Annotated in this window: 21 protein-coding genes; 9 read left to right on the forward strand and 12 right to left on the reverse strand. The window is 68.0% G+C overall.

Translation table 11 applies throughout. From position 1 onward, the window contains the following. Positions 1–59 precede the first annotated feature (59 nt). On the reverse strand, positions 60–671 hold the full coding sequence (locus ACZ2G3_RS09235) for a lytic transglycosylase domain-containing protein (RefSeq protein WP_470395496.1): 612 nt from the start codon (positions 669–671) through the stop codon (positions 60–62). A 312-nt stretch (positions 672–983) separates the two neighbouring features. On the opposite strand from ACZ2G3_RS09235, the gene gatB reads away from it, so the two are divergent. Further along, complete coding sequence (gene gatB, locus ACZ2G3_RS09240; RefSeq protein WP_470395498.1) at positions 984–2,495, forward strand: Asp-tRNA(Asn)/Glu-tRNA(Gln) amidotransferase subunit GatB; 1,512 nt, start codon at positions 984–986, stop codon at positions 2,493–2,495. A gap of 75 nt (positions 2,496–2,570) precedes the next feature. After that, positions 2,571–2,852 (forward strand): DUF4177 domain-containing protein, encoded by a 282-nt coding sequence (locus ACZ2G3_RS09245; RefSeq protein ID WP_470395499.1) that lies wholly within the window; start codon positions 2,571–2,573, stop codon positions 2,850–2,852. Between the two features lie 3 nt (positions 2,853–2,855). Here the strand turns inward: ACZ2G3_RS09245 and ACZ2G3_RS09250 are convergent, their stop codons facing one another. From ACZ2G3_RS09250 to recA, 4 genes are all read right to left on the reverse strand, one after another. Then, entirely contained in the window at positions 2,856–3,650 is a 795-nt protein-coding gene (locus ACZ2G3_RS09250) for a class II glutamine amidotransferase (RefSeq protein WP_470395500.1), read from the reverse strand. A gap of 60 nt (positions 3,651–3,710) precedes the next feature. Further along, positions 3,711–4,010, reverse strand: a complete 300-nt coding sequence (locus ACZ2G3_RS09255; protein ID WP_419268168.1) for a DUF1330 domain-containing protein — start codon at positions 4,008–4,010, stop codon at positions 3,711–3,713. Further along, complete coding sequence (gene alaS, locus ACZ2G3_RS09260) at positions 4,007–6,664, reverse strand: alanine--tRNA ligase (protein WP_470395503.1); 2,658 nt, start codon at positions 6,662–6,664, stop codon at positions 4,007–4,009. Before alaS ends, ACZ2G3_RS09255 begins: the two co-directional genes overlap by 4 nt. A 191-nt stretch (positions 6,665–6,855) precedes the next feature. Continuing rightward, complete coding sequence (gene recA / locus ACZ2G3_RS09265; protein ID WP_470395505.1) at positions 6,856–7,929, reverse strand: recombinase RecA; 1,074 nt, start codon at positions 7,927–7,929, stop codon at positions 6,856–6,858. Between the two features lie 241 nt (positions 7,930–8,170). Between recA and ACZ2G3_RS09270 the strand changes: the two genes are divergently transcribed. Continuing rightward, a complete protein-coding gene (locus ACZ2G3_RS09270) occupies positions 8,171–8,755 on the forward strand; it encodes a hypothetical protein (RefSeq protein ID WP_419268165.1) in 585 nt (194 codons plus the stop codon). Positions 8,756–8,770: 15 nt separating this feature from the next. Here the strand turns inward: ACZ2G3_RS09270 and ACZ2G3_RS09275 are convergent, their stop codons facing one another. The 5 genes from ACZ2G3_RS09275 to ACZ2G3_RS09295 all read right to left on the reverse strand — a co-directional run bounded on the left by ACZ2G3_RS09275 (position 8,771) and on the right by ACZ2G3_RS09295 (position 15,794). Further along, positions 8,771–10,885, reverse strand: coding sequence for an ATP-binding protein (locus tag ACZ2G3_RS09275; protein ID WP_470395507.1), 2,115 nt, complete (start codon positions 10,883–10,885; stop codon positions 8,771–8,773). A 61-nt stretch (positions 10,886–10,946) separates the two neighbouring features. Next, complete coding sequence (locus ACZ2G3_RS09280) at positions 10,947–12,107, reverse strand: RsmB/NOP family class I SAM-dependent RNA methyltransferase (protein ID WP_470395509.1); 1,161 nt, start codon at positions 12,105–12,107, stop codon at positions 10,947–10,949. A 110-nt stretch (positions 12,108–12,217) separates the two neighbouring features. Further along, positions 12,218–12,526, reverse strand: coding sequence for a hypothetical protein (locus ACZ2G3_RS09285; protein ID WP_419268162.1), 309 nt, complete (start codon positions 12,524–12,526; stop codon positions 12,218–12,220). After that, a complete protein-coding gene (gene ctaD / locus ACZ2G3_RS09290) occupies positions 12,526–15,072 on the reverse strand; it encodes a cytochrome c oxidase subunit I (RefSeq protein ID WP_470395511.1) in 2,547 nt (848 codons plus the stop codon). Before ctaD ends, ACZ2G3_RS09285 begins: the two co-directional genes overlap by 1 nt. Beyond that, positions 15,069–15,794, reverse strand: coding sequence for a cytochrome c oxidase subunit II (locus ACZ2G3_RS09295; RefSeq protein WP_470395512.1), 726 nt, complete (start codon positions 15,792–15,794; stop codon positions 15,069–15,071). The genes ctaD and ACZ2G3_RS09295 overlap by 4 nt, the downstream gene beginning before the upstream one ends. 45 nt (positions 15,795–15,839) lie before the next feature. Between ACZ2G3_RS09295 and ACZ2G3_RS09300 the strand changes: the two genes are divergently transcribed. After that, positions 15,840–16,361 carry a DUF2231 domain-containing protein gene (locus ACZ2G3_RS09300; protein WP_470395514.1) on the forward strand — a complete coding sequence of 174 codons (522 nt, stop codon included), beginning with the start codon at positions 15,840–15,842 and terminating at the stop codon, positions 16,359–16,361. Between the two features lie 11 nt (positions 16,362–16,372). Here ACZ2G3_RS09300 and ACZ2G3_RS09305 read toward each other — a convergent pair whose 3' ends face one another. Both ACZ2G3_RS09305 and ACZ2G3_RS09310 read right to left on the reverse strand, forming a co-directional pair. Continuing rightward, positions 16,373–16,885, reverse strand: coding sequence for a CopD family protein (locus ACZ2G3_RS09305; RefSeq protein ID WP_419268158.1), 513 nt, complete (start codon positions 16,883–16,885; stop codon positions 16,373–16,375). Beyond that, positions 16,882–17,610, reverse strand: a complete 729-nt coding sequence (locus ACZ2G3_RS09310; RefSeq protein ID WP_470395517.1) for a cytochrome c oxidase assembly protein — start codon at positions 17,608–17,610, stop codon at positions 16,882–16,884. Before ACZ2G3_RS09310 ends, ACZ2G3_RS09305 begins: the two co-directional genes overlap by 4 nt. Before the next feature lie 402 nt (positions 17,611–18,012). Between ACZ2G3_RS09310 and ACZ2G3_RS09315 the strand changes: the two genes are divergently transcribed. The 5 genes from ACZ2G3_RS09315 to ACZ2G3_RS09335 are packed head-to-tail and all read left to right on the forward strand — an operon-like array spanning position 18,013 to position 21,099. Beyond that, positions 18,013–18,318 carry a BufA1 family periplasmic bufferin-type metallophore gene (locus tag ACZ2G3_RS09315; RefSeq protein WP_470395519.1) on the forward strand — a complete coding sequence of 102 codons (306 nt, stop codon included), beginning with the start codon at positions 18,013–18,015 and terminating at the stop codon, positions 18,316–18,318. A 50-nt stretch (positions 18,319–18,368) separates the two neighbouring features. Beyond that, the gene (bufB, locus tag ACZ2G3_RS09320; protein WP_470395521.1) at positions 18,369–19,217 is read left to right on the forward strand and encodes an MNIO family bufferin maturase; all 849 of its coding nucleotides are present in this window, start codon (positions 18,369–18,371) and stop codon (positions 19,215–19,217) included. Further along, the gene (locus ACZ2G3_RS09325; RefSeq protein WP_470395523.1) at positions 19,207–19,959 is read left to right on the forward strand and encodes an HvfC/BufC N-terminal domain-containing protein; all 753 of its coding nucleotides are present in this window, start codon (positions 19,207–19,209) and stop codon (positions 19,957–19,959) included. Before bufB ends, ACZ2G3_RS09325 begins: the two co-directional genes overlap by 11 nt. After that, positions 19,956–20,390: a DoxX family protein gene (locus ACZ2G3_RS09330; protein WP_470395525.1), complete on the forward strand. Its 435-nt coding sequence runs from the start codon at positions 19,956–19,958 to the stop codon at positions 20,388–20,390. The genes ACZ2G3_RS09325 and ACZ2G3_RS09330 overlap by 4 nt, the downstream gene beginning before the upstream one ends. A 1-nt stretch (position 20,391) precedes the next feature. Continuing rightward, on the forward strand, positions 20,392–21,099 hold the full coding sequence (locus ACZ2G3_RS09335) for a cytochrome c biogenesis CcdA family protein (RefSeq protein ID WP_470395527.1): 708 nt from the start codon (positions 20,392–20,394) through the stop codon (positions 21,097–21,099). Positions 21,100–21,104 lie beyond the last annotated feature (5 nt).

Consider the following 21,104-nt stretch of genomic DNA (forward strand, 5'->3'; position numbering starts at 1 on the left):
GGCTAAGGGGCGCGCCACCCGGCGCGCCCCTTGTCTGTGTTGACCCTGATGCCCGGCGCTCAGCTGGAGGCGCTGCAATAGCTCTGGCTGGAGGTCCAGGCGGCGATGTCGGCGCGCTTGGAGGAGCTGCGCATCGGTGCCCAATCGCGGGCGACGCCGCGCCAGCCGCTGCCGTCGCGCGCCACGGCATTGTCGCGGCCGACCTGGCGCGACATGATCTTGACCGCGCAGGACATGTTGTCGGCGCCGTCGCGGATGTTGCCGTCGCAGCCGTAATGCCGCCAGGTCGCCGGAGCGATCTGCATCAGCCCGATCCAGCGCCCGCCGCCCCCTGCGGCCTGCGGGTTGTAGGTGCTTTCGTGCTTGGCCACCGCCGAGAGCAGACCCGCCCAGAAGGCCTTGCGCCCCGGCTCGGCCAGCTGGCGATAGTTGGGGCAGAATTCTGTGATGTCGTTGGGAACGCGCGACAGGATGGTCACGCCTTCGCGGTCCAGCGCGGCCAGCGTGGCCTTGGTCCATTCTTCCGATCCCTTGCGCTCTCCCCACCGCATCGGAGGCGTCTGGGCCAGTGCGAGTTCCTGAGCCTGAACGGCCGTGTCGGCCGTGGTCGTGGGGCTGGTGGAACAGGCGGCCATCAGGGCCAGGGCAGCTAGGGAGAGCGCAGCGCGCATCTGAAACCTCAAGGGGTTGTTTCGCTGCCACCGGCTTAAAGAAGGTTCCCAACAAGGCAACATTCCTGTCACACGCTAGGCGGGAACATGCCTTGGCGGGGTTCCGGCATGGTCGGAAATCCGCCGATGACCCTGCAGCGATCCCCATCCGTTCGTCCTGTTTAGGACAAATTTAAGCTTTTGCCTCCGATCGTGCTGATTCGCGGGCCGAAAGGAAGATCGCCGGGCGGCGGCTCTCGGCAGCCCGTGACATTGCCGCGCCCTTGTCCTAGAACCGCCGCCAGACCGTTTTCGCCGCAGACGAGGCCGCAGATGCTTGACCTGACCTATACCGCCCCCCAGCCCAAGGTGATCGAGGGCGCGAAAAGCGATTGGGAACTGGTGATCGGCCTTGAGGTTCATGCGCAGGTCGCCTCCAAGGCCAAGCTCTTCTCGGGCGCCTCGACGAATTTCGGGTCCGAGCCGAACAGCAACGTGGCCTTTGTGGACGCGGCCATGCCCGGGATGCTGCCGGTGATCAACGAATTCTGCGTGGCGCAGGCGGTGCGGACCGGTCTGGGGCTGAAGGCCGCGATCCACCTGCGCAGCGCCTTTGACCGCAAGAACTATTTCTATCCCGACCTGCCGCAGGGCTACCAGATCAGCCAGCTGTACCACCCGATCGTGGGCGAGGGCGAGGTGCTGGTCGACATGGGCCCGGGCGTGGCCCGCCGCGTGCGGATCGAGCGCATCCACCTGGAGCAGGATGCGGGCAAGTCGATCCATGACATGGACCCGACGATGAGCTTTGTCGACCTGAACCGCACCGGCGTCGCCCTGATGGAGATCGTCAGCCGCCCCGACATCCGCGGGCCCGAGGAGGCGGCCGCCTATGTCGCCAAACTGCGCCAGATCATGCGCTATCTGGGGACCTGCGACGGCAACATGCAGAACGGCAACCTGCGCGCCGACGTGAACGTCAGCGTCTGCAAGCCGGGCGCCTATGAGCGCTATCAGGAGACGGGCGATTTCGGCCATCTGGGCACCCGCTGCGAGATCAAGAACATGAACTCGCTGCGCTTCATCCAGGCGGCCATCGACTACGAGGCGCGCCGCCAGATCGCCATCCTGGAGGATGGCGGCAGCATCGTGCAGGAAACGCGGCTTTATGATCCCGACAAGGGAGAGACGCGGTCGATGCGGTCGAAGGAGGAGGCGCATGACTATCGCTACTTCCCCGATCCCGACCTGCTGCCGCTGGAGATCGAGCAGGCCTGGGTCGACGACATCGCCACGCTGATGCCCGAGCTGCCCGATGAGAAGAAGGCCCGCTTCGTCCGCGACATGGGCCTGTCGGAATATGACGCGGGCGTACTGACGGCCGAGGTCGAGAACGCCGACTACTTCGAGGCCGTGGCCGCGGGCCGCGACGGCAAGATGGCCGCGAACTGGGTCATCAACGAACTGTTCGGCCGCCTGAACAAGGAAGGGCTGTCGGTTGCGACCTCGCCCGTCTCGGCCGTGCAACTGGGCGGTGTGATCGACCTGATCGCCGGGGGCGCGATCTCGGGCAAGATCGCCAAGGACCTGTTCGAGATCCTCTGGACCGAAGGGGGCGATCCGGCCCAGATCGTCGAGGCGCGCGGCATGAAGCAGGTCACCGACCTGGGCGCCATCGAGGCGGCGGTGGACCAGATCATCGCCGACAACCCCGCGCAGGTCGAAAAGGCCAAGGCCAACCCCAAGCTGGCCGGCTGGTTCGTGGGCCAGGTGCTGAAGGCGACGGGCGGCAAGGCCAATCCCGCCGCCGTGAACGAGTTGGTCGCGCGCAAGTTGGGCCAGTAAGTCAGCCGCGGTCCCGCCACGCCGGGACCGTTCCCCATCGCGGGCCCCGGGCCCGACCGCAGGATCCAGACGGCCATGGCAGACCAGGGTTTCGACTATATCGCGATCGCCGCCCCCACGCGCGGCGACAAGGGCAAGGATGCCAAGACTCCGACCGAGCGCTATGCCGCGACCCTGACCGCCGAGCTGAACCGGATGGCGGCGGATGGCTGGGAATACCTGCGCGCCGATGTCCTGCCGAGCGAGGAGCGCAGCGGCCTGACCGGGCGCAGCACCGTCTATCACAACCTGCTGGTCTTTCGCCGGGCAAAGGTCGCTGCGGGTCCGATTGCTGCAGGGGCGGCCCCGGCGGCCTGACCTTCAGGCTGCCGCGCTGAGGGACACGGGGCGGAAATCCGTGATCTGCACCTGCCGGCCGTCGAACGTGCAGAAGCTGCCGGCGGGAACCTCCTGCCAGTCAGCCTCGTCCGTTTCCAGGGGTTCCGAAACCACGGCCCAGCCCTGCCGGGTATCCGACCAGCGGTAGTAGAGCGAGGGCGCGTGTTCGTCGCTGCTGTAGCGCAGCGCATGGAGGCGCTGCCCGTCCGACAGCGCGCAGGCGGCCCGCACATGCGGCGCCTCGCCCCGCAGGCGGGCCAAGGCCGTCAGCTGGCCCAAGGCCCGTTCCATGGCACCCTTGGGATCATGGTCCAGCCCTTCGCCCAACGCGACCAGGAACAGCGCCTCACTGTCGGTGGCGCCCTTACGATGGGGGTAGAATTCGTCCCGGATCAGCACATCGGCATGGCGGCGGAACCCGTCATAGCCGCCGAACTGGCCGTTGTGCATGAAGGACCAGCGCCCGGCCGTGAAGGGATGGCAGTTGTTGCGGCTGGTCGCGGTGCCCGTCGAGGCGCGGACATGGGCCAGAAACAGGCCGGAACGCACCTGCGCCACCAGGCTGCGCAGGTTCGGGTCGGACCAGGCCGGCATGACGTCGCGATAAAGACCGGGCTCGGGCCGTTCGCCGTACCAGGCGATGCCGAAGCCGTCGGCATTGACCGGCGTCAGGCAGCGCATCGCGCCCTGGCTCTGCCGGATCAGCGAATGGGCCGGACGGCTGACGATGTCTTCCAGAAAGATCGGTGCGCCCAGATAGGCGGCCCAACGACACATGCCCTGCCCCTTCGTGCCTGATTTGTAACAGATCTAGCACGAAGGTATGAAATAATCACCCTATGCGGAAGGCGGTGGCGTTTCTTCAACGATCACGAGATCGCGTTCGCTTGCGCCTTTGGCATGGGCAAGGGCGGCCTGGTATTCGCTGCTGTGATAACAGGCAACCGCCGCTTCCAGGCTGGGAAAGCGCGCCACGACGTTGCGCGCCCGGTCGTTGCCCTCAAGCTGGTGATAGCGGCCGCCGCGCGCCAGGAAGACGCCCCCATGCGCGGCGATGGCCGGCCCCGCCTCCTTGGCATAGCGGCCATAGGCCTCGGCATCGGTGACGGTGACATGGGCGATCCACAGGGCGGTCATGCGCTTTCCTCGATCAGTTTGCGGGCTTCGGCAAAGGCCGCATCCGCGGCCTCCAGGCTGGGCGCGCCACCCTGGGCGCGGTCGGGACGGCCGCCGCCGCCCTTGCCGCCCAAGGCCGCCGTGGCCGCCTGGACCAGCGCCACGGCACTGACACGGCCGGTCAGGTCGGGGGTCACGCCGGCCGCGACGGTCGCCTTGCCCTCGGCTTCGGCCAGGACCAGCACCACGCCGCTGCCCAGCTGCGCCTTCATCTCGTCCACCAAGGCGCCCAGTTCCTTGCCGCCGACGCCCGCGACCTTGCGGCCGATGAACTTCAGCCCGCCAACATCCTGCGCCTCGGAACCGCCACCGCCGCCCATGGCCAGCTGACGCTTGAGCTGCGCGACCTCGTTGGCCAGCGCCTTGCGTTCGTCGGCCAGTGCACGCACGCGGTTCACCACCTCGGCCGATTGCGACTTGAGGATGCCCGCGATCTCAGCCAGGCGGCGGTCGGCATCGCGCAGGTGGTCCAGCGCGGCCTGGCCCGTCAGCGCCTCGATCCGCCGCACCCCCGCGCTGGAGGCACTGTCGCCCAGCAGCGCGAAGGCGCCGATATCGCCGGTGCGGGCCACATGGGTGCCGCCGCACAGTTCCAGCGAATAGGTGCCGCCGTCGCTGCCCTTGCCGCTGCCGACCAGCTGGCCCATCGAGACGACGCGAACCTCGTCGCCGTACTTCTCGCCAAACAGGGCCTGCGCGCCCAGGGAGCGCGCCTCATCCGGGGTCATGATCCGGGTGTCCACAGGGCTGTTCTGGCGGATGAATTCGTTCACCTCGGCCTCGATCTGCCCCAGTTCCTCGACCGTGACGGCCTGGTTGTGGCTGAAGTCAAAGCGCAGACGGTCGGGCGCGTTCAGGCTGCCGCGCTGCGCGACGTGATCGCCAAGCGCGCGCCGCAGCGCCTCATGCAGCAGGTGCGTGGCCGAGTGGTTCGCCCGGATCGCGCCGCGGCGATGATGATCGACGCTTAGCGTCGCGCCCTGGCCGCGCGCGATGGTGCCCATCGTGACCTCGGCCTGGTGGATGAAGACGCCGGCCACCATGCGGGTGTCGGTGACGCGGGCCGCGCCGGTTTCGGTCTTGATCAACCCGGTATCGCCGACCTGGCCGCCGCTTTCGGCATAGAAGGGCGACTGGTTCACCACGATGGCGACCTTGGTCCCCTCGCCCGCCTCGGCCGAGTCGGACCCGTCGATCACCAGCGCGGTGATCTGGCCCTCGGCCTCCTCGGTGTCATAGCCCAGGAACTCGGTCGCCCCGTGCTTTTCGGCCAGCTCGAACCAGATGGTCGCATCAGCCGCCTCGCCCGAGCCGGACCAGGCCGCCCGCGCCATGCGCTTTTGCTCGGCCATGGCCGCGTCAAAGCCCTCGACCTCGACCGCACGACCCTTTTCGCGCAACGCGTCCTGGGTCAGGTCCAGCGGGAAGCCGTAGGTGTCGTAGAGCTTGAAGGCCGCCTCGCCCGGCAGGTCGGCGCCCTCGGGCAGGCGCGACAGCTCGTCGTCCAGCAGACGCAGGCCGCGATCCAGCGTCTGGCGGAACCGCGTCTCCTCAGAGCGCAGCGTCTCCTCGATCATGGCTTGGGCACGGCTCAGTTCCGGATAGGCGGCGCCCATCTGGCGCACCAGCGCGGGGACCAGCTTGTGCATGACCGGATCCTGCGCACCCAGCATATGGGCATGGCGCATTGCACGGCGCATGATCCGGCGCAGCACATAGCCGCGCCCCTCATTGCTGGGCATCACCCCGTCCGCGATCAGGAAGCTGGTCGAGCGCAGGTGATCCGCGATCACCCGGTGGTGAACCTTGCCCGGCCCGTCCGGGTCCGCGCTGGTCGCGTGCGCCGATGCCTCGATCAGGCTGCGCATCAGGTCGGTGTCATAGTTGTCGTGCTTGCCCTGAAGCAGCGCGCCGATCCGCTCCAGCCCCATGCCGGTGTCGATCGACTGCATGTCCAGCGCGCGCATGGACCCGTCCTCGAACTGCTCGTTCTGCATGAAGACCAGGTTCCAGATCTCGATGAAGCGGTCGCCATCCTCATCCGCCGAACCCGGAGGGCCACCCCAGATCTTGTCGCCATGGTCGAAGAAGATCTCGGTGCAGGGGCCGCAGGGACCGGTGGGACCCATCTGCCAGAAGTTGTCGCTGGTCGGGATGCGGATGATCCGGTCGTCGGTCAGGCCTGCGACCTTCTTCCAGATCTGCGCGGCTTCGTCGTCGGTGTGGTAGACGGTGACCAGCAGCCGGTCCTTGGGAATGCCGAATTCCTTCGTCAGCAGTTCCCAGGCATAGGGGATGGCCTGTTCCTTGAAATAGTCGCCAAAGCTGAAATTGCCCAGCATCTCGAAGAAGGTGTGGTGGCGCGCGGTATAGCCCACGTTGTCCAGGTCGTTGTGCTTGCCGCCGGCGCGCACGCATTTCTGGGCGGTGGTGGCGCGCTTGTAGTCGCGGGTCTCGACGCCGGTGAACAGGTTCTTGAACTGCACCATGCCCGAGTTCGCGAACATCAGCGTCGGGTCGTTGCGGGGGACCAGCGGGCTGCTGTCCACCACGCGGTGCCCGTTCTTTTCGAAATAGCCAAGGAAAGTCGAGCGGATGTCATTCAGACTGGGCATGGCGGGCCTTCATCGCAAATCGGTTCTGCTGTCTCCGGCCGTGCCGGGTCGGTGCATGGTCTATCCCTGCCGGGCTTTGCTGTCCAGCAACACCCCTCGCGGGGCGCCAACTTGCGCAGCCTGGCCGCGCATGAAGAAGGGGCGCGAAGGCATGGCCCCCGCGCCCCGATCCGTCAGGCAGTCGTTCCGGATCAGTCCTCGGTCAGCGCATCGTCGGCACTGTTGCCGTCAAAGCCGAATTCCAGGCCGTGGCTGGCGCGGATCTTGTCCTCGATCGCATAGGCCACCTCGGGTCGGTCGCGCAGGAACTGCTTGGCATTCTCGCGGCCCTGGCCGATGCGCTCGTCGCCATAGGAATACCAGGCGCCCGACTTCTCGACCACGCCGGCCTTGACACCCAGGTCGATCAGTTCGCCGACCTTGCTGATGCCTTCGCCATACATGATGTCGAATTCCACCTGCCGGAAGGGCGGCGCGACCTTGTTCTTGACGACCTTCACGCGGGTCGTGTTGCCCGTCACCTCGTCGCGGTCCTTGACCGAGCCGGTGCGGCGGATGTCGAGGCGCACCGAGGCATAGAATTTCAGCGCGTTGCCGCCCGTGGTGGTTTCGGGGCTGCCGAACATAACGCCGATCTTCATGCGGATCTGGTTGATGAAGATCACCATGCAGTTCGAACGCCCGATGCTGGCGGTCAGCTTGCGCATGGCCTGGCTCATCAGGCGGGCCTGGCTGCCCATCTGCATGTCACCCATGTCGCCCTCGATCTCGGACTTGGGCGTCAGCGCCGCCACCGAGTCGACCACGACCAGGCTGACCGCGCCCGAGCGCACCAGCGTATCGACGATCTCCAGCGCCTGCTCGCCCGTGTCGGGCTGGCTGATCAGCAGCTCGTCGAGGTTCACGCCCAGCTTCTTGGCGTATTGCGGATCCAGCGCGTGCTCGGCGTCCACGAAGGCGCAGATCCCGCCCTTCTTCTGCTCCTCGGCCACGACATGCAGCGTCAGCGTCGTCTTGCCCGAGCTTTCGGGGCCAAAGATCTCGATGATTCGACCCTTCGGCAGGCCCCCGATGCCCAGGGCAATGTCCAGCCCGAGGGATCCGGTCGATGTCGCCTCGATCTCGGCGATGGGGCTGTCCTTGCCCAGCTTCATGATCGAGCCCTTGCCGAACTGGCGTTCGATCTGGGCCAGGGCACTGTCCAGGGCCTTCTGCTTGTCCGCGCTGCGTTTGTCAGTCATGTCGAAGATGCTCGCCTGTGCCATGTGGTTCCCCATGTTATTTCACAGCCCTCCGGGCGGGGCAATCAATTCGGCCGACCGGATGTTCACGTCCTGTTCGCATAGATGTGCCATAGCCACGCGGATTTCAAGACATCGTGGTGAATTGCCTAACCCTATCGAACTCAGCATGCCGGCAAAGCGGTTAACAAAGCGTTTACAGTGGCTGGCGGGGCAGCTATCCACCGCGGGTCTGCGACAACGAAACGGATCAAAGGCGGCGGGGATGCTGATTTTCTGGGAACAACGTCTGGTCTTCCTGGCGACCCCCAAGGCCGGGTCCAGCGCCATCGAGATGGCGCTGGAATCGCTGGCGGCCGTGTCGCTGCAACGGCCTGCGGAGGTGAAGCACACCAGCATCTCGACCTTCCGACGCCACCTGGGGCCCTGGCTCAAGGCGCAGACCGGCGCAGACTTCACCACCGTCGCCCTCATGCGCGAGCCGGTGGACTGGCTGCGCAGCTGGTACCGTTTCAAGCTGCGCGACGATCAGGACGATCCGCAGCACGCGATGGAAGGTGTCCTTTTTGCCGACTTCGCCGCAAGCTATGCGCGCGAGGGCGGTCCCGGCCAGCTCGGGATCGGCAGCCAGAGCGCGTTCCTGACCGACGATGCGGGATCGGTCGACCGGATCTTTCCCTATGAGCGCATCCAGGACTTCGTGGATTTTCTGGAAGGCCGCCTCGACTGCGCGATCGAACTGCCCCGCATCAACGTCCCGCCCAGTGTCGACGTCCATCTGGACCCGGTCGCCGAACAGGGGCTGCGGACCGCCATGGCCCGTGACTTGGAACTGTACCAGTCGATCTGAGGGAGGACGGGCGGCCTAGTGCAGCCGGCCGCCTGCGGGGCGCGCGAGCTGCGCCTCGACCAGCTGGGTCAGCTCGGTCAGCGTGAAGGGCTTGGCGAGGAAGACCGCGTCGGGCACCGGCACCTGCCCTTCCACAAAGATGTCCTCGGTATAGCCCGACATGAAGATGACGCTTGCCGAGGGCAGCAGCTTGCGCGCCTCGCGTACCCATGCCGGCCCGTCCAGGCCCGGCATGACCACGTCGGTGACAAAGATGTCCACCTGCCGGTCGCCGGTCTGAAGCAGCTCCAGCGCCGCCTCTCCCGACGCTGCCTCCAGCACGTCATAGCCCTTGAGCTTCAGCGCACGCGAGGCGAAGGCGCGGACCGGGGCCTCGTCCTCGACCAGAAGGACGGTCGCGCGCGGCCCGGTCTGCAGCTGGGGCGCCGCGCGGCTGGCAGGCATCGGCAATGGCGTTACGTTGGCCACCGGTCCAGCATGGGCCGGGAAATAGAGCGAAAAGCGCGTCCCCTGCCCCTGCGTGCTGTCGCAGAAGATATAGCCGCCGGTCTGCTTGACGATCCCATAGGCGGTCGACAGACCCAGGCCCGTCCCCTCGCCCGTGCGCTTGGTGGTGAAGAACGGCTCGAAGATCTTGTCGAGATGATCGGGCGCGATGCCGCAGCCCTGGTCGCTGACCGTGATGCGGACGTAGTCGCCCGTCGGCAGGGTCGCGCGGTCCCGCACCAAGGGCGCGGACAGCCGGAGGTTCTCGGTGCGGACGGTGATGTCGCCTCCGCCGGGCATGGCGTCCCGGGCATTCACGACGAGGTTCATGATAACCTGCTCCAGTTGGCGCTTGTCGGCGCGGATGGCGCTCAGCGCGGGGTCATAGGTGATGGTCAGGCCGACACGTTCGCCGACCAGCCGGTTCAGCAGATGGGTCAGGTCGGCCAGCGTGTCGCGAAGGTCCAGCGTCTCCAGCTTCAGCGTCTGCTTGCGCGAGAAGGCCAGAAGCTGTCCGACCAGGGCCGCCGCGCGGTTGGCGTTCTGGCTGATCTGGTCCAGGTCCGCATAATCGGGATCGCCCTTGTCGCGCCGAAGCATCAGCAGGTCGCAGTGTCCGCTGATTGCGGTCAGAAGGTTGTTGAAATCATGGGCAACCCCGCCGGCCAGCTGGCCGATGGCCTGCATCTTCTGGCTCTGGACGAACTGCGCCTCGAGGGTCTTCAGCGCGCTGGCATCCGACAGGACCGCGATCAGCTGGCCAGGATCGCCCGGATCCCGCGCGACCGACAGCTGATAGTGGCGGTCCCGCAGGTCGCTGACGCGGCTGTCGGGGTGGCGCAGGCGCAGGACCTCGGTCTGGTTCAGGGCCCGCCCCGCGGCGATGTCGGAGAGCCAGTTTGTCAGCGACCGCCCCGGCCCTTCCAGCAGCGAGGACAGACACTGACCACTGTCATCGGGCGCCACCATGCCCTCAAGCAGCGCCCGCGCATGGCCGTTCGCGCGCAGGATCGCGCCATCCATCCCAAGGCGCAGCAGCGCGACCGGGATTGCCTCGAAATCGTCGGCGGGCGGGCCGTCGTTCATGGCCAGCGCGATCTCGAAACTGTCGGGGACAGCACCGGCGCGATGAAAGGCCCAGATGTGCAGCGGCGCGTCCGGCATGCAGCTGAGGGACAGCATGTCGCCGTCGGGAAGTTCCAGCTCGGCATTGCCGAGGCGCATCGCCCGCAGCGTCAGGTCCGCGACCCCGCTTGGCGCGTCTGCCCTGAGGCGGGCCATCAGGCTGAGGATCGACCGTCCGGTCAGATCCTCGAACTTCTGCAGGGAGGCGGCGTTCTGGTAGAGTACCTGCCCATCCGCATCACAGAGCCACACCGGGTCGGAGGCCGCCGCGACCTCTCCCTTGATCGAGCCGAGCGCGCGGCGGGCCGCCAGGCCGCGCGCGAAATGCGACAGCGCGACCGCACCGCCCAGCAGGTACCAGGCGACCGCAACGGTCGAAAGGATCACCGCCGCGCGCCCGGTCGCGGCTGCGGGGGCCACGATCAGGATCGACGCGCCCAGGACCATCGGTGCCAGCAGCAGCGGCAGCGCCGCCAGGGCGCCCCGCGGCAGTCCCGCCTGTTCGTCCAGATGCGCCATGCGAATCGTCCCCCTGCCGTGCCACAGGTCCTGCGATAGCGCGGGAGGGATTAAATTTGCGTTAACCGCTCTGCGCCTCCGCGCGCAGCAGGGCCATGTAGAAGCCGTCGCTCGCCTCCAGCGGCGTCCAGAGGTTCCTCTCGACCAGGGTGAAATGCGGATGGCGCTGGCAGAAGGCTGCGATCTGGTCGTCGTTCTCGGCCGAAAGGACCGAGCAGGTCATATAGGCCAGGTGCCCGCCCGGACGCAGCAGCGGCACCACCTGGTCCAGGATCTGGCCCTGCACGGCCAGCAGTTCCGACAGCTGGGCCGGGGTCAGGCGCCACTTGGCATCGGGGGTCCGCCGCCAGGTTCCCGACCCCGAACAGGGCACATCCGTCACGACCAGGTCGAAGCTGCCGGCAGGCCGTGCGTCGATCGCGATGCGCAGACCTGCCCGGGCCGCGCGCGCCGGCAGGTCGGCCATGCGCGGGGCCGAGCGGTCATGCGCGACGACCCTGGCATTTGGCTGTCGGGATGCCAAGGCCAGTGCCTTGCCGCCACCGCCGGCGCAGAAATCCAGAACGCGGTCGCCCTCCGACAGCGGCAGCCGGGCGCAGGCCAGTTGCGGCGACAGGTCCTGAAGCTCGACCAGCCCGTCGCGATAGGCGGCAGACCGGGCCACGGCGCGTTCATTGGCGGTGACGCAAAGCGCTGAGGGCAAGGCGGGCCAAGGCTGCGTCTGGATGCCGTCCGCCTGAAGGGCGGCGGCAGCGGCCCGGGGATCGGTGCGCGACAGGTTCACGCGCAGCCAGACCGGGGCACGGGCCGTCATGGCTTGGGCCACGGTGGGGGCGTCATCCCCAAGGGCCTGGTGCCAGGCCGGACGCAGCCAGTCGGGCAGATCATCGGGCAACGTCTGCGGCGGAACATGAGCGTCCTCTGCCGCCGTCAGGGGCGCCGGAGCATGGCCTTCTCCGGTGAACAGCTGCGAAAGCCTCAGGCCCTGCGCCCTTGCATGGCCGATCATCAGCCCGCGTCCGGACAGACCGCCGCCCAAGGCCGCCAGGCTGTCACGTTGCCGCAGCGCCCCGAAGACGAGATCGCGCAGCGCCGCGCGGTCGCCCGAGCCCGCAAAGCGGCTGGCCCGCGACCATCGCAGCAGCGCCTGTTCGGCGGGCGCGCCAACCAGGATGTCGTCCAGCACACCGATGGCGGCTGCGATGCGGGCGGCGGGGGTCACCGGGCGGGCCCGGCAGGGGAACAGGAGGTGGACATGCGACGGGCCTTTCCGGCGGCCCTGACCGGGCCCTTGGGCGCCGGACTAGCACGGCGCGGACCGTACGCTCAATCTCAGAAGCAGGTCGAGGTCGCGATCACCGGGAACAGCGTGAAGGTGCTGGCGACGAGGCCGATCCAGGATCCCGCGACGACGACCCTGCGGGCGCGCCCCGATCCGGTGGGCAGGATCACCACCAGCACGACATGCAGCGCAAGGCCCGCCAGCCAGACCGCCCACATCGCCGCGTGATGCAGATCGGTGAAGAAGACCGGATGGTCGGTCCAGCCCAGGCTGCACCCGGTCCCGTGCAGCGCATAGACCAGCACGAAAAGCGCCGACCAGAGGATCGGCCCGGCCAAGGCCCGCGCCAGCCAGCCCATCACAGCACCTCCTGCGCCAGGATCAGCGCCATCGAGGCCGCCGAGGTGCCCAGCCAGAACAGCTGAAACAGCTGCCAGGGCGGGATCGCGCCGCGCCGCTGCACCCCGATCCGACCGCTGCGGGCGTCCGCGTCGGCCCGCAGCGCCAGCATCAGCGCGATGACGCCATGGACCATGGCAAACCCCAGCGTCGCGCCCCGCAGGGCGTCGCGGGCATGGCGGGTCGGATCGTCGAGGCCGAAGACGATGCCGCCCAGCAGGAGAAGCGCGCCCGCAGAGGACAAAAGCCCGATCCGCGTCCAAAGCGCGCCGCCCGTGGCCCGGCGCGCCTCGGCCACCCAAGCCGCCAATGCGCCCACGGCCATCAGCGCCAGCGCGCCCCCCGACATCACCAGCATCGGCAATGTCGCGATGCCGCTTGCGGGTGCGGGCCAGTTCGGGGCCACGACCGTCAGGAAGCCCACCCCGAACAGCAGGGAGCCATAGAGCGTCGCATCCGCCACCAGCAGCGCCACGACCCCGGTATAGCCAAGCGTGTTGCGGACCTGCCAGTGCAAAGGCAGCTGCAGCCCCGGGGCGACATCGACCGGCGCATGGTCGCGGTCGGTGCCCATGATCGCGCCCCATTTCCAGGCGACGACCAGCGTGGCCAGGATCCCCAGGGGCGCCAGCCAGTAGAAGCCCGCCAGCATCATCGCGAAAAAGCTGCCGATCGCGGCAGAGGTGGCCACCGGCAGCGCGGTGTTGCTGGCCAGGACCGCCACATGCTGGGGCCGGCCGCTGCCGGGCTCGACGACCAGCGTCTCGCGCCAGCCGCGCGGCGCGCCGGGCAGCAGCCCCTCGCCCCGCGCCAGGGGCAGCATGGCGCCGGCATCGGGCTGTCGCGGTCCGGGCAGCGAGGCGAAGTTGTAGGAAGGCGCCGGCATCGGCATCGCCCATTCCAGCGACGGCGCCTGCCACGGGTTGCGCCAGCTGCGCCGCCCGAACATCCACTGCATGAACAGGTCAAAGGCGAACAGCGCAAAGCCCGCCGACTGGACCATCCCGAAGATGGACGAGATCAGGTTCAGCCATTCCCATTCCGGATTGCCCGGATAAACGCCGACACGCCGGGGCATGCCCAGAAGCCCGGTCAGGTGCATGATGAAGAAGGTGCCGTGGAAGCCGATGAAGATCAGCCAGAAGGCGGCCTCGCCCAGGCCCCTGACGCGCCAGCGCCCGCAGATCAGCGGCATCCAGTAGCTGACCGCCGCCAGCATCGGAAAGACGAAGCCGCCGATCAGCACGTAATGCAGATGGGCCACCACGAAATGCGTGTCATGCGCCTGCCAGTTGAAGGGCACCATGGCCAGCATGACCCCCGTCAGCCCGCCCATCACGAAGGTCGCGAAGAAGCCGATGATGTAGAGCATGGGCAGGCGGAACTGGACCCGGCCCTCCCACATGGTGCCGATCCAGGCAAAGACCTGCACGGCCGTCGGCACCGCCACCAGCGCGGACGCCGCGGAGAAAAAGGCCAGCGCCATGTGCGGGATGCCCACCGTGAACATGTGATGCACCCAGAGGCCGAAGGACAGGAAGACCAGCCCGATCACGGCCGCGACCAGCGCGCCATAGCCCAGGATCGGAGTGCGACTCAGTACAGGGATGATCGTCGACAATGCGCCCGCCGCCGGCAGGAAGATGATATAGACCTCGGGGTGGCCGAACAGCCAGAACAGGTGCTGCCACAGCATGGGCGAGCCGCCACGCGCGACGTCAAAGAAGGGCCAGTCAAAGGCGCGCTGCACCTCCAGCAGGATCGAGCCTAGGATCAGCGGAGGAAACCCCACCAGCATCATCACGGAGGTGCCCAGCAGGTACCAGCCCATCAGCGGCATCCGGGTCAGGGGCATGTCGGCGGCACGGCAGCGCAGGATGGTCACGGTGATCTCGACGGCCGCGGCCATGGCCGAGATCTCGACGAAGGTCACGCCCAGCAGCCAGACATCGGCATTGATGCCGGGGGAATAGGTCTTGTCGGTCAGGGGCACATACATGAACCAGCCGCCGTCGGGCGCCACCCCGAACAGCATCGACAGCACGATCACCGTGCCGCCAAAGAGATAGCAGAAATAGCCGAGCGCACTGAGCCGGGGAAAGGCCATGTCCCGCGCGCCCAGGATCTTGGGCAGAAGCCACAGCGCCAGCCCCTCCAGCAGGGGGATGGCGAACAGGAACATCATGATGCTGCCATGCATCGTGAAGATCTGGTTGTAGAGGTCGTTGTCCAGGAAGGCGCCATTCCGCGTCGCCAGCTGCGCGCGGATCAGCATGGCCAGAACGCCGCCGATGGCGAAGAAGACAAAGGCCGTCGCCATGAATCGCAGGCCGATCGTGCCGTGGTTGACCGAGGTGAAGAAGCCGCGCCAGCCCGGCAGGTCGGCCCAGACCCGGTCCAGTTCGCGGTGCAGGCCCAAGGCACGCTGCGGCGGGTTGGAGGCGATGTCGGCCAGGGCGTCGGCGGTGGTCTCCCTTTGTCCCGAGGTCAGGCTGGCATCGGTCATGGGCGGGCTTCCTCGGCGGACGGATCGGTGACGGGGCTGCCCGACAGGGGCGGTTCGCGTGTCAGCTGCGGGTCGCTGACGAAATCGGGCATGGGCCCGGCGGGATCATAGGCGACCACCTCGAACCGCATGAAGGGGTGGCCGCGGCCGCAGAACTCGGCGCATTGGCCCTCGTATCGGCCGGGGGTCGCGGCCATCAGACGGTGCAGGTTGGGATGGCCGGGGATCGCATCCATCTTGCCGCCCAGTTGCGGCACCCAGAAGCCGTGAATCACATCGGTCGAGGTGATCACGACGTCGAAGGGCCGGCCGGCGGGGACATAGAGGACACCCCGGGTCGCGACCGGCTGGCCATCCGGACCCGGCTGCACGAAGTCCCACATCCATTGCGAGGCCTGCGCCCGCACGGTCAGGGTGTCATCGTCGCGGGCCAGCATCCGCTCACCCGTCCAGAGGGCAAAGCCCAGCAGCAGCGTCAGCCCGGTCAGCGTGAAGCCCAGGCCCCAGCCATAGATCCACCGCCGTTCCGACCTTTCGGGATCCCCGCCCGGCTTGTTGCGCAAAAGCGCCAGCGACAGCAGGACCATCACCAGCGCGGTGATCAGACCGGCGCCGATCAGCATGACCCACCACAGCCGGGCGATCTCGGAGGCGATGGGACCGGCGGGCGACAGCGTGCTCAGCGGCCCATCGCAACCCGCCAGCAGCGGAACCGCCAGCAAAGCGGCGGGCTTGTACCTGAACGCGCGAACCAGAAGGGCCCCCCCATGCGACAGAAGTATTCTTGGAAGCAACGCCGCCGCCTGACGGACCCGATCGAGGAGCACATCGCCTTTGACCAGACCGAAAGCAAGATCGCCCTTGCCGGTCACCCGCTGCACGCGATGATGGTGGCCTTTCCCATCGCGCTGGCATTCTCGGTCTTTGGCGCGGATGCGTTCTACTGGCTGACCGGGGACGAGTTCTGGCCGCGGGTCGCCCTGTGGGCCGCGGGCTTCGCGTTCGGCATGGGGGTTCTGGCCGGCGTGACCGGCACGTTCGAGCTGCTGATGGTGTCGGGCATCCGCATCCGCAGCGCCAGCTGGACGCATTTCGTGCTGGCGGTCATGCTGTTGTCGGTGCTGGGCCTGAACTGGGGCTTTCGCCTTGGCGATCCGGTGGGGGCGGTGCTGCCCTGGGGCGCCTTCATCTCGGCCTTGGGGGCGGGGATGACCGGCATCACCGGCTGGCACGGCGGCAAGCTGGTCTTCGACTATCAGATCGGGACGCATCAGGGAAAGCCGGACTGAGGGCGGGTTCATCATGCCTCTCCCCAGTGCATCTGACCCCAGGGCTCCAGCATGAAGTCCGGCAACCAGTCCGCCACGCCGGACAGATCGGGCTTGGCCAGGACCAGCCACAGCACCCCGATGATCAGCGGCAGCGCCATCCCCAGTGCGATCAGGGGTGAGGGCAAGCGGCTGGTGCCCCGTTGTTCGGCCGAACTCAGGATGAAATGGCCGATCCAGGCATGGACCAGCGCCATTCCGGACACCAAGGCCAGCTTTGCTGCGAACCACAGGTCGAAGACCCCCGCCGCAAAGATCAGCCCGGTCCCCGAGGCGATGGCGATGACCGCCGCGGGCGTGGCAAAGCCCACATAGCCGTAATGGGTGATCAGCCGGAATTCGGCATAGCGCGCCTGCAATTGCGCCCCGCCCCGGTCACGCCGCCAGGCACCCCCATAGAGGCTCAGCAACAGCGGCAGCGCGATCAGCCCCGCGCACCAGCACAGCATCGCCGCCAGGTGGACGAACTTCAGCGACGCGATCATGCGGCAAACCCGCGCTGCCAGCCGCGCCGCAGCATCAGGAAGGCCAGCGCCGCCAGCGGCAGGAAGCCCGGCACCCACATGATCAGCCCGGCCAGTTGCTGGTCCGCCAGCGCCGGCAGACCCCAACGCGCGGCGCCGTCGACATGCTGGATGTAGAGAACGCCCGGCGCGAAGGTCAGCGCGGCGCCGACCAGGCCCATGATCCCGGCCAGTCCGCCCACGAACAGGGCCCGGCGCAGGGCCGCCTCGGCGGTGATCCCGGGGCTGAGGACGCCGGACCAGAAGATCCAGGCTGGAACCAGCATGGCCGCCTGCATGAGCCAATAGAGCCCGTCCGAGGCCCATATGGCCCAGTAGACCGACGGCAGGTGCCAGGCGATGATCGCGGCAGACAGGGCCGCCAGCGACAGGCTGACCGGCAGGCGCGGCAACAGGGGCAGCGCGACAGCCAGCGCCGGCGCGGCGATCGTGGTCAGCAGCACGTGATGTGCCGCCCGCGCCGAAAACAGCGCCACCGTCAACGCGCAGAGGGGCGAGACGAAGGCCACCACCAGCGCCAGCAATGCCAGCGCAGCGCCGCCCTTGCCCTGCCGCCCGGCCGCGCGCCACAGCAGAACCGAAAAGGCGGCCAACCCCGCCAGCAGAAGCGGGTCGAGGTTCCAGGCCTGCCACAGCTGTCCGGGCGCGGGCGCGGGGCCGCAATAGGGCATCGGCGCGTCGTTCATGTCCGTATCTTTTGTCCCTGTCCTTCGGCGCCACGGCTGGCCGCTGTGGCTCGGGATGTAACCGGCGGTTCAGCCTTGGGTTCCCTTGGGATGCCGTCCGTGCGGCGCGATCGGCCCCCTGCGGCGTTGTCAGTCGGATGCCGCATGTCGGCTGTGGCTCCAACAACCGGCGACTGGCGTCAACCCTGCAGATCACCGTGATGCAATCTCGATTGCTTAGGGTGTCCCGCAATGCGCATGGCCGGACCTTGCTGCTTCCCAATCTGCCCCCCGGAGCCGCGCGCCCAGCGCGCATCCACTGCACCTGAAAAAAATCCCGCTCAGCCTGTAACAAAAAAGGCGCCCGCTGCGACTTGCATGAGGAAGGGCGCTTCGGCCTTTCCGACAACAGGGGAGATCAACATGACCGCAACCTCGTCCCGCCTTGCCTTGGGCGCCTCGCTGGCCTGCGCCTTGGGCGCAATGGCCGCCACGGCAGTCCAGGCGCAGGAGATGGAAAAGTGCTACGGCGTCTCGATGGCCGGGCAGAACGACTGCGCGGCCGGGCCGGGCACGACCTGCGCCGGGACCTCGACCATGGATTACCAGGGCAATGCCTGGACGCTGGTCCCGGCAGGCACCTGCCAGTCGATGGAACTGCCCGCCGCTGCGGACGGCACCGCGCGCGAAGGTTCCCTTGAACCGCTGGAGCGTGACATCCCGGCATGAGCCGGCCGGGTGCGGCCCGGGGCCGCGCCCGCCTTTCCCTGGAGGACGCCATGACAGATCTGCCCCTGGGAGCCGGCGTCGGCTTCAAACCCGAACATTTCGCCGCCATCCGCAGCGGCGCCCGCGACATCTCGTTCTTCGAGGTCCATGCCGAGAACTATCTGGGCGCGGGTGGGCCGCCCCATGCGCAGCTGACCGCACTGCGGGCAGATCATCCGCTGTCCGTCCACGGCGTGGGTCTGTCGATTGGCGGCGCGCGCGGGCTGGACAAGGCGCACCTGGCCCGGCTGCACCAGCTTTGCGACCGCTATCAACCCGAGAGCTTTTCCGAGCATCTGGCCTGGTCCAGCCACGGCGACCATTACCTGAACGACTTGCTGCCCCTGCCCTACACCGCCGAGACGCTGGCGCTGGTCTGCGATCATGTCGACCAGGTCCAGGCCGCCCTGGGGCGCCGGATGCTGTTGGAGAACCCGGCCACCTACGTGACCTTCGCCCAGTCCCAGATGCCCGAGACCGAGTTCCTGGCGCAGGTGGTCGCCCGCACCGGCTGCGGCCTGCTGCTGGACATCAACAATGTCTTCGTCTCCTGCACCAACCACCGCATCGACCCGCGCGCCTATCTTGCGGACTATCCCATGGCAGCGGTCGGGGAGATCCACCTGGGCGGCCACGAGGCCGAGGACCTGCCTTCCGGGCCGCTGCTGATCGACAGCCACGGGGCTGCCGTGGCGGATCCGGTCTGGACCCTCTATGCCGAGGTGATCGCCCGGATCGGGCCAAGGCCGACGCTGGTCGAATGGGACAACGACCTGCCCGAATGGCCGGTCCTGGCAGCCGAGGCCACCCGGGCCGCCCGGCTGCTGGCAGGGATCGGAGTGCCGGCCCATGCATGCTGAGTTCCTTACCCGCTTTCAGCACGCCCTTGGGGGCAGCGGCCTGCCGCCGGGCGTGACCGCGTGCGATCCTGCGGAAACACCGCGACGCTTTGCGGTCTATCGCAACAATGTCGTCGTCAGCCTGTCGGAGGCCCTGGCGCGCCGCTTTCCGGTCATCCGGCAACTGGTGGGCGAGGATTTCTTTCGCGCCCTTGCCCGCGCCTTTATCGATCAGGATCCCCCGCGGTCGCCCGTACTGGCCGAATGGGGTGCTGCATTCCCGGATTTCCTGGCGCGTGTCGCGCCTTTGGCAGCCTGGCCCTATATGGCCGATGTGGCGCGGATCGAATTCGCGCGCGGCCTGGCCTATCACGCCGCGGACATGCCGCCCCTGGATGCGGCCGATCTGGCCTCTGCCGATCCCGAACAGCTGATCCTGCGCCTGCATCCTTCGGTCATGGTGATGCGCCTTGGACATCCTGCGGTGGCGATCTGGGCACGCCACCAGCCGCAGGCACGGTCCCTGCCCCTGCCAAGCGGGCCCCAGATCGCGCTGATCCTGCGCGACATGTCCCATGCCGTGCCGGTCGAGGCGATCGGCCCTGGCGACGCGGCACTGGTCGAAGGGATGTTGGCGGGCCGCAGGCTTGGCGCCGCCGCGCAGGCAGCGCTGCGGGTCCAGCCCGATCACGATCCACAGCCGCGCCTTGTCAGCCTGATGCGCGCAGGCGTCATCGTAGGGATCACGGAGGTGGCGCCGTGATCAACCGCCTTAATACCCTCGCCTCGCGCATCCCGGTCGATCTGGTGGCGCTGATGCTGCGGATCTTTCCGGCCATCGTCTTCTGGCAATCGGGCCGCACCAAGGTCGAAGGCTTCTCGATCAAGGACAGCACCTGGTTCCTGTTCCAGCATGAATACGACCTGCCGATCATCCCCGCCCCTTGGGCTGCGGTGTTGGCGACGCTGGCGGAACACGCGCTGCCGGTGCTGATGGTGCTGGGCCTGATGACGCGGCTGTCGGCCCTGGGACTGCTGGGGATGACGGCGGTGATCCAGATCTTCGTCTATCCCGACGCCTGGGTGACGCACGGGCTCTGGGCCGCGGCGCTGCTGGCGGTGGCGGCGCTGGGGCCGGGGCGGATCTCGCTGGATCACCTGCTGGGGCTCGACCGTCCCGCGGGCTTGCGCTGAGATGGAGCTTGCCTTCGCATATGTCGCGGGCCTCCTGACGCTGATCAACCCCTGCGTCCTGCCGGTCCTGCCGATCGTCCTGACGGCCAGCATCGGATCCGATCCCCGCGGCCCCCTGGCGCTGGCCGCCGGGATGAGCCTGTCCTTCGTCACCCTAGGCCTGGGCGTCGCGGCGCTTGGGCCGGCCCTGGGCCTTTACCCCGAGGATGTCGGCCGGCTGGCCGCGCTGGCCATGGTGGGCTTTGGCGCCGTGATGCTGACGCCCGTCCTGAACCGTCGCTTTGCCGCCGCCACGGCCGGATTCGCAGGCTCGGCGGATGCGATGATGCCGCAGGGGCGCGGCCTCGGTCGCGAATTTCTGGGCGGCACGCTGCTGGGCGCGGTCTGGAGCCCCTGCATCGGTCCCACCCTGGGCGCGGCCATCGCGCTGGCCAGCGCCGGCCAGGACCTGGGGCGCGCGGGCGCCATCATGGCCGCCTTCGCCATGGGCGTCTCGACCCTGATCCTGGCCGGTGCCTACGGCCTGCGGGGGTTCCTGCGCCGCAACGCCGCGCGCATGGCCGGGCTTGCCGCCCGGGCGCGCCCGGCCCTGGGACTGGCCTTCATCGCCGTGGGGCTGGCCCTGTTCCTGGGCCTGCATCACCGGGCGGAGGCCGCGCTGATCGCCTGGCTGCCAGCCTGGCTCATCGATCTTTCCGTCACCTTCTGAACCAC

The sequence above is a fragment of the Paracoccus sp. KKT209 genome (assembly GCF_055635455.1).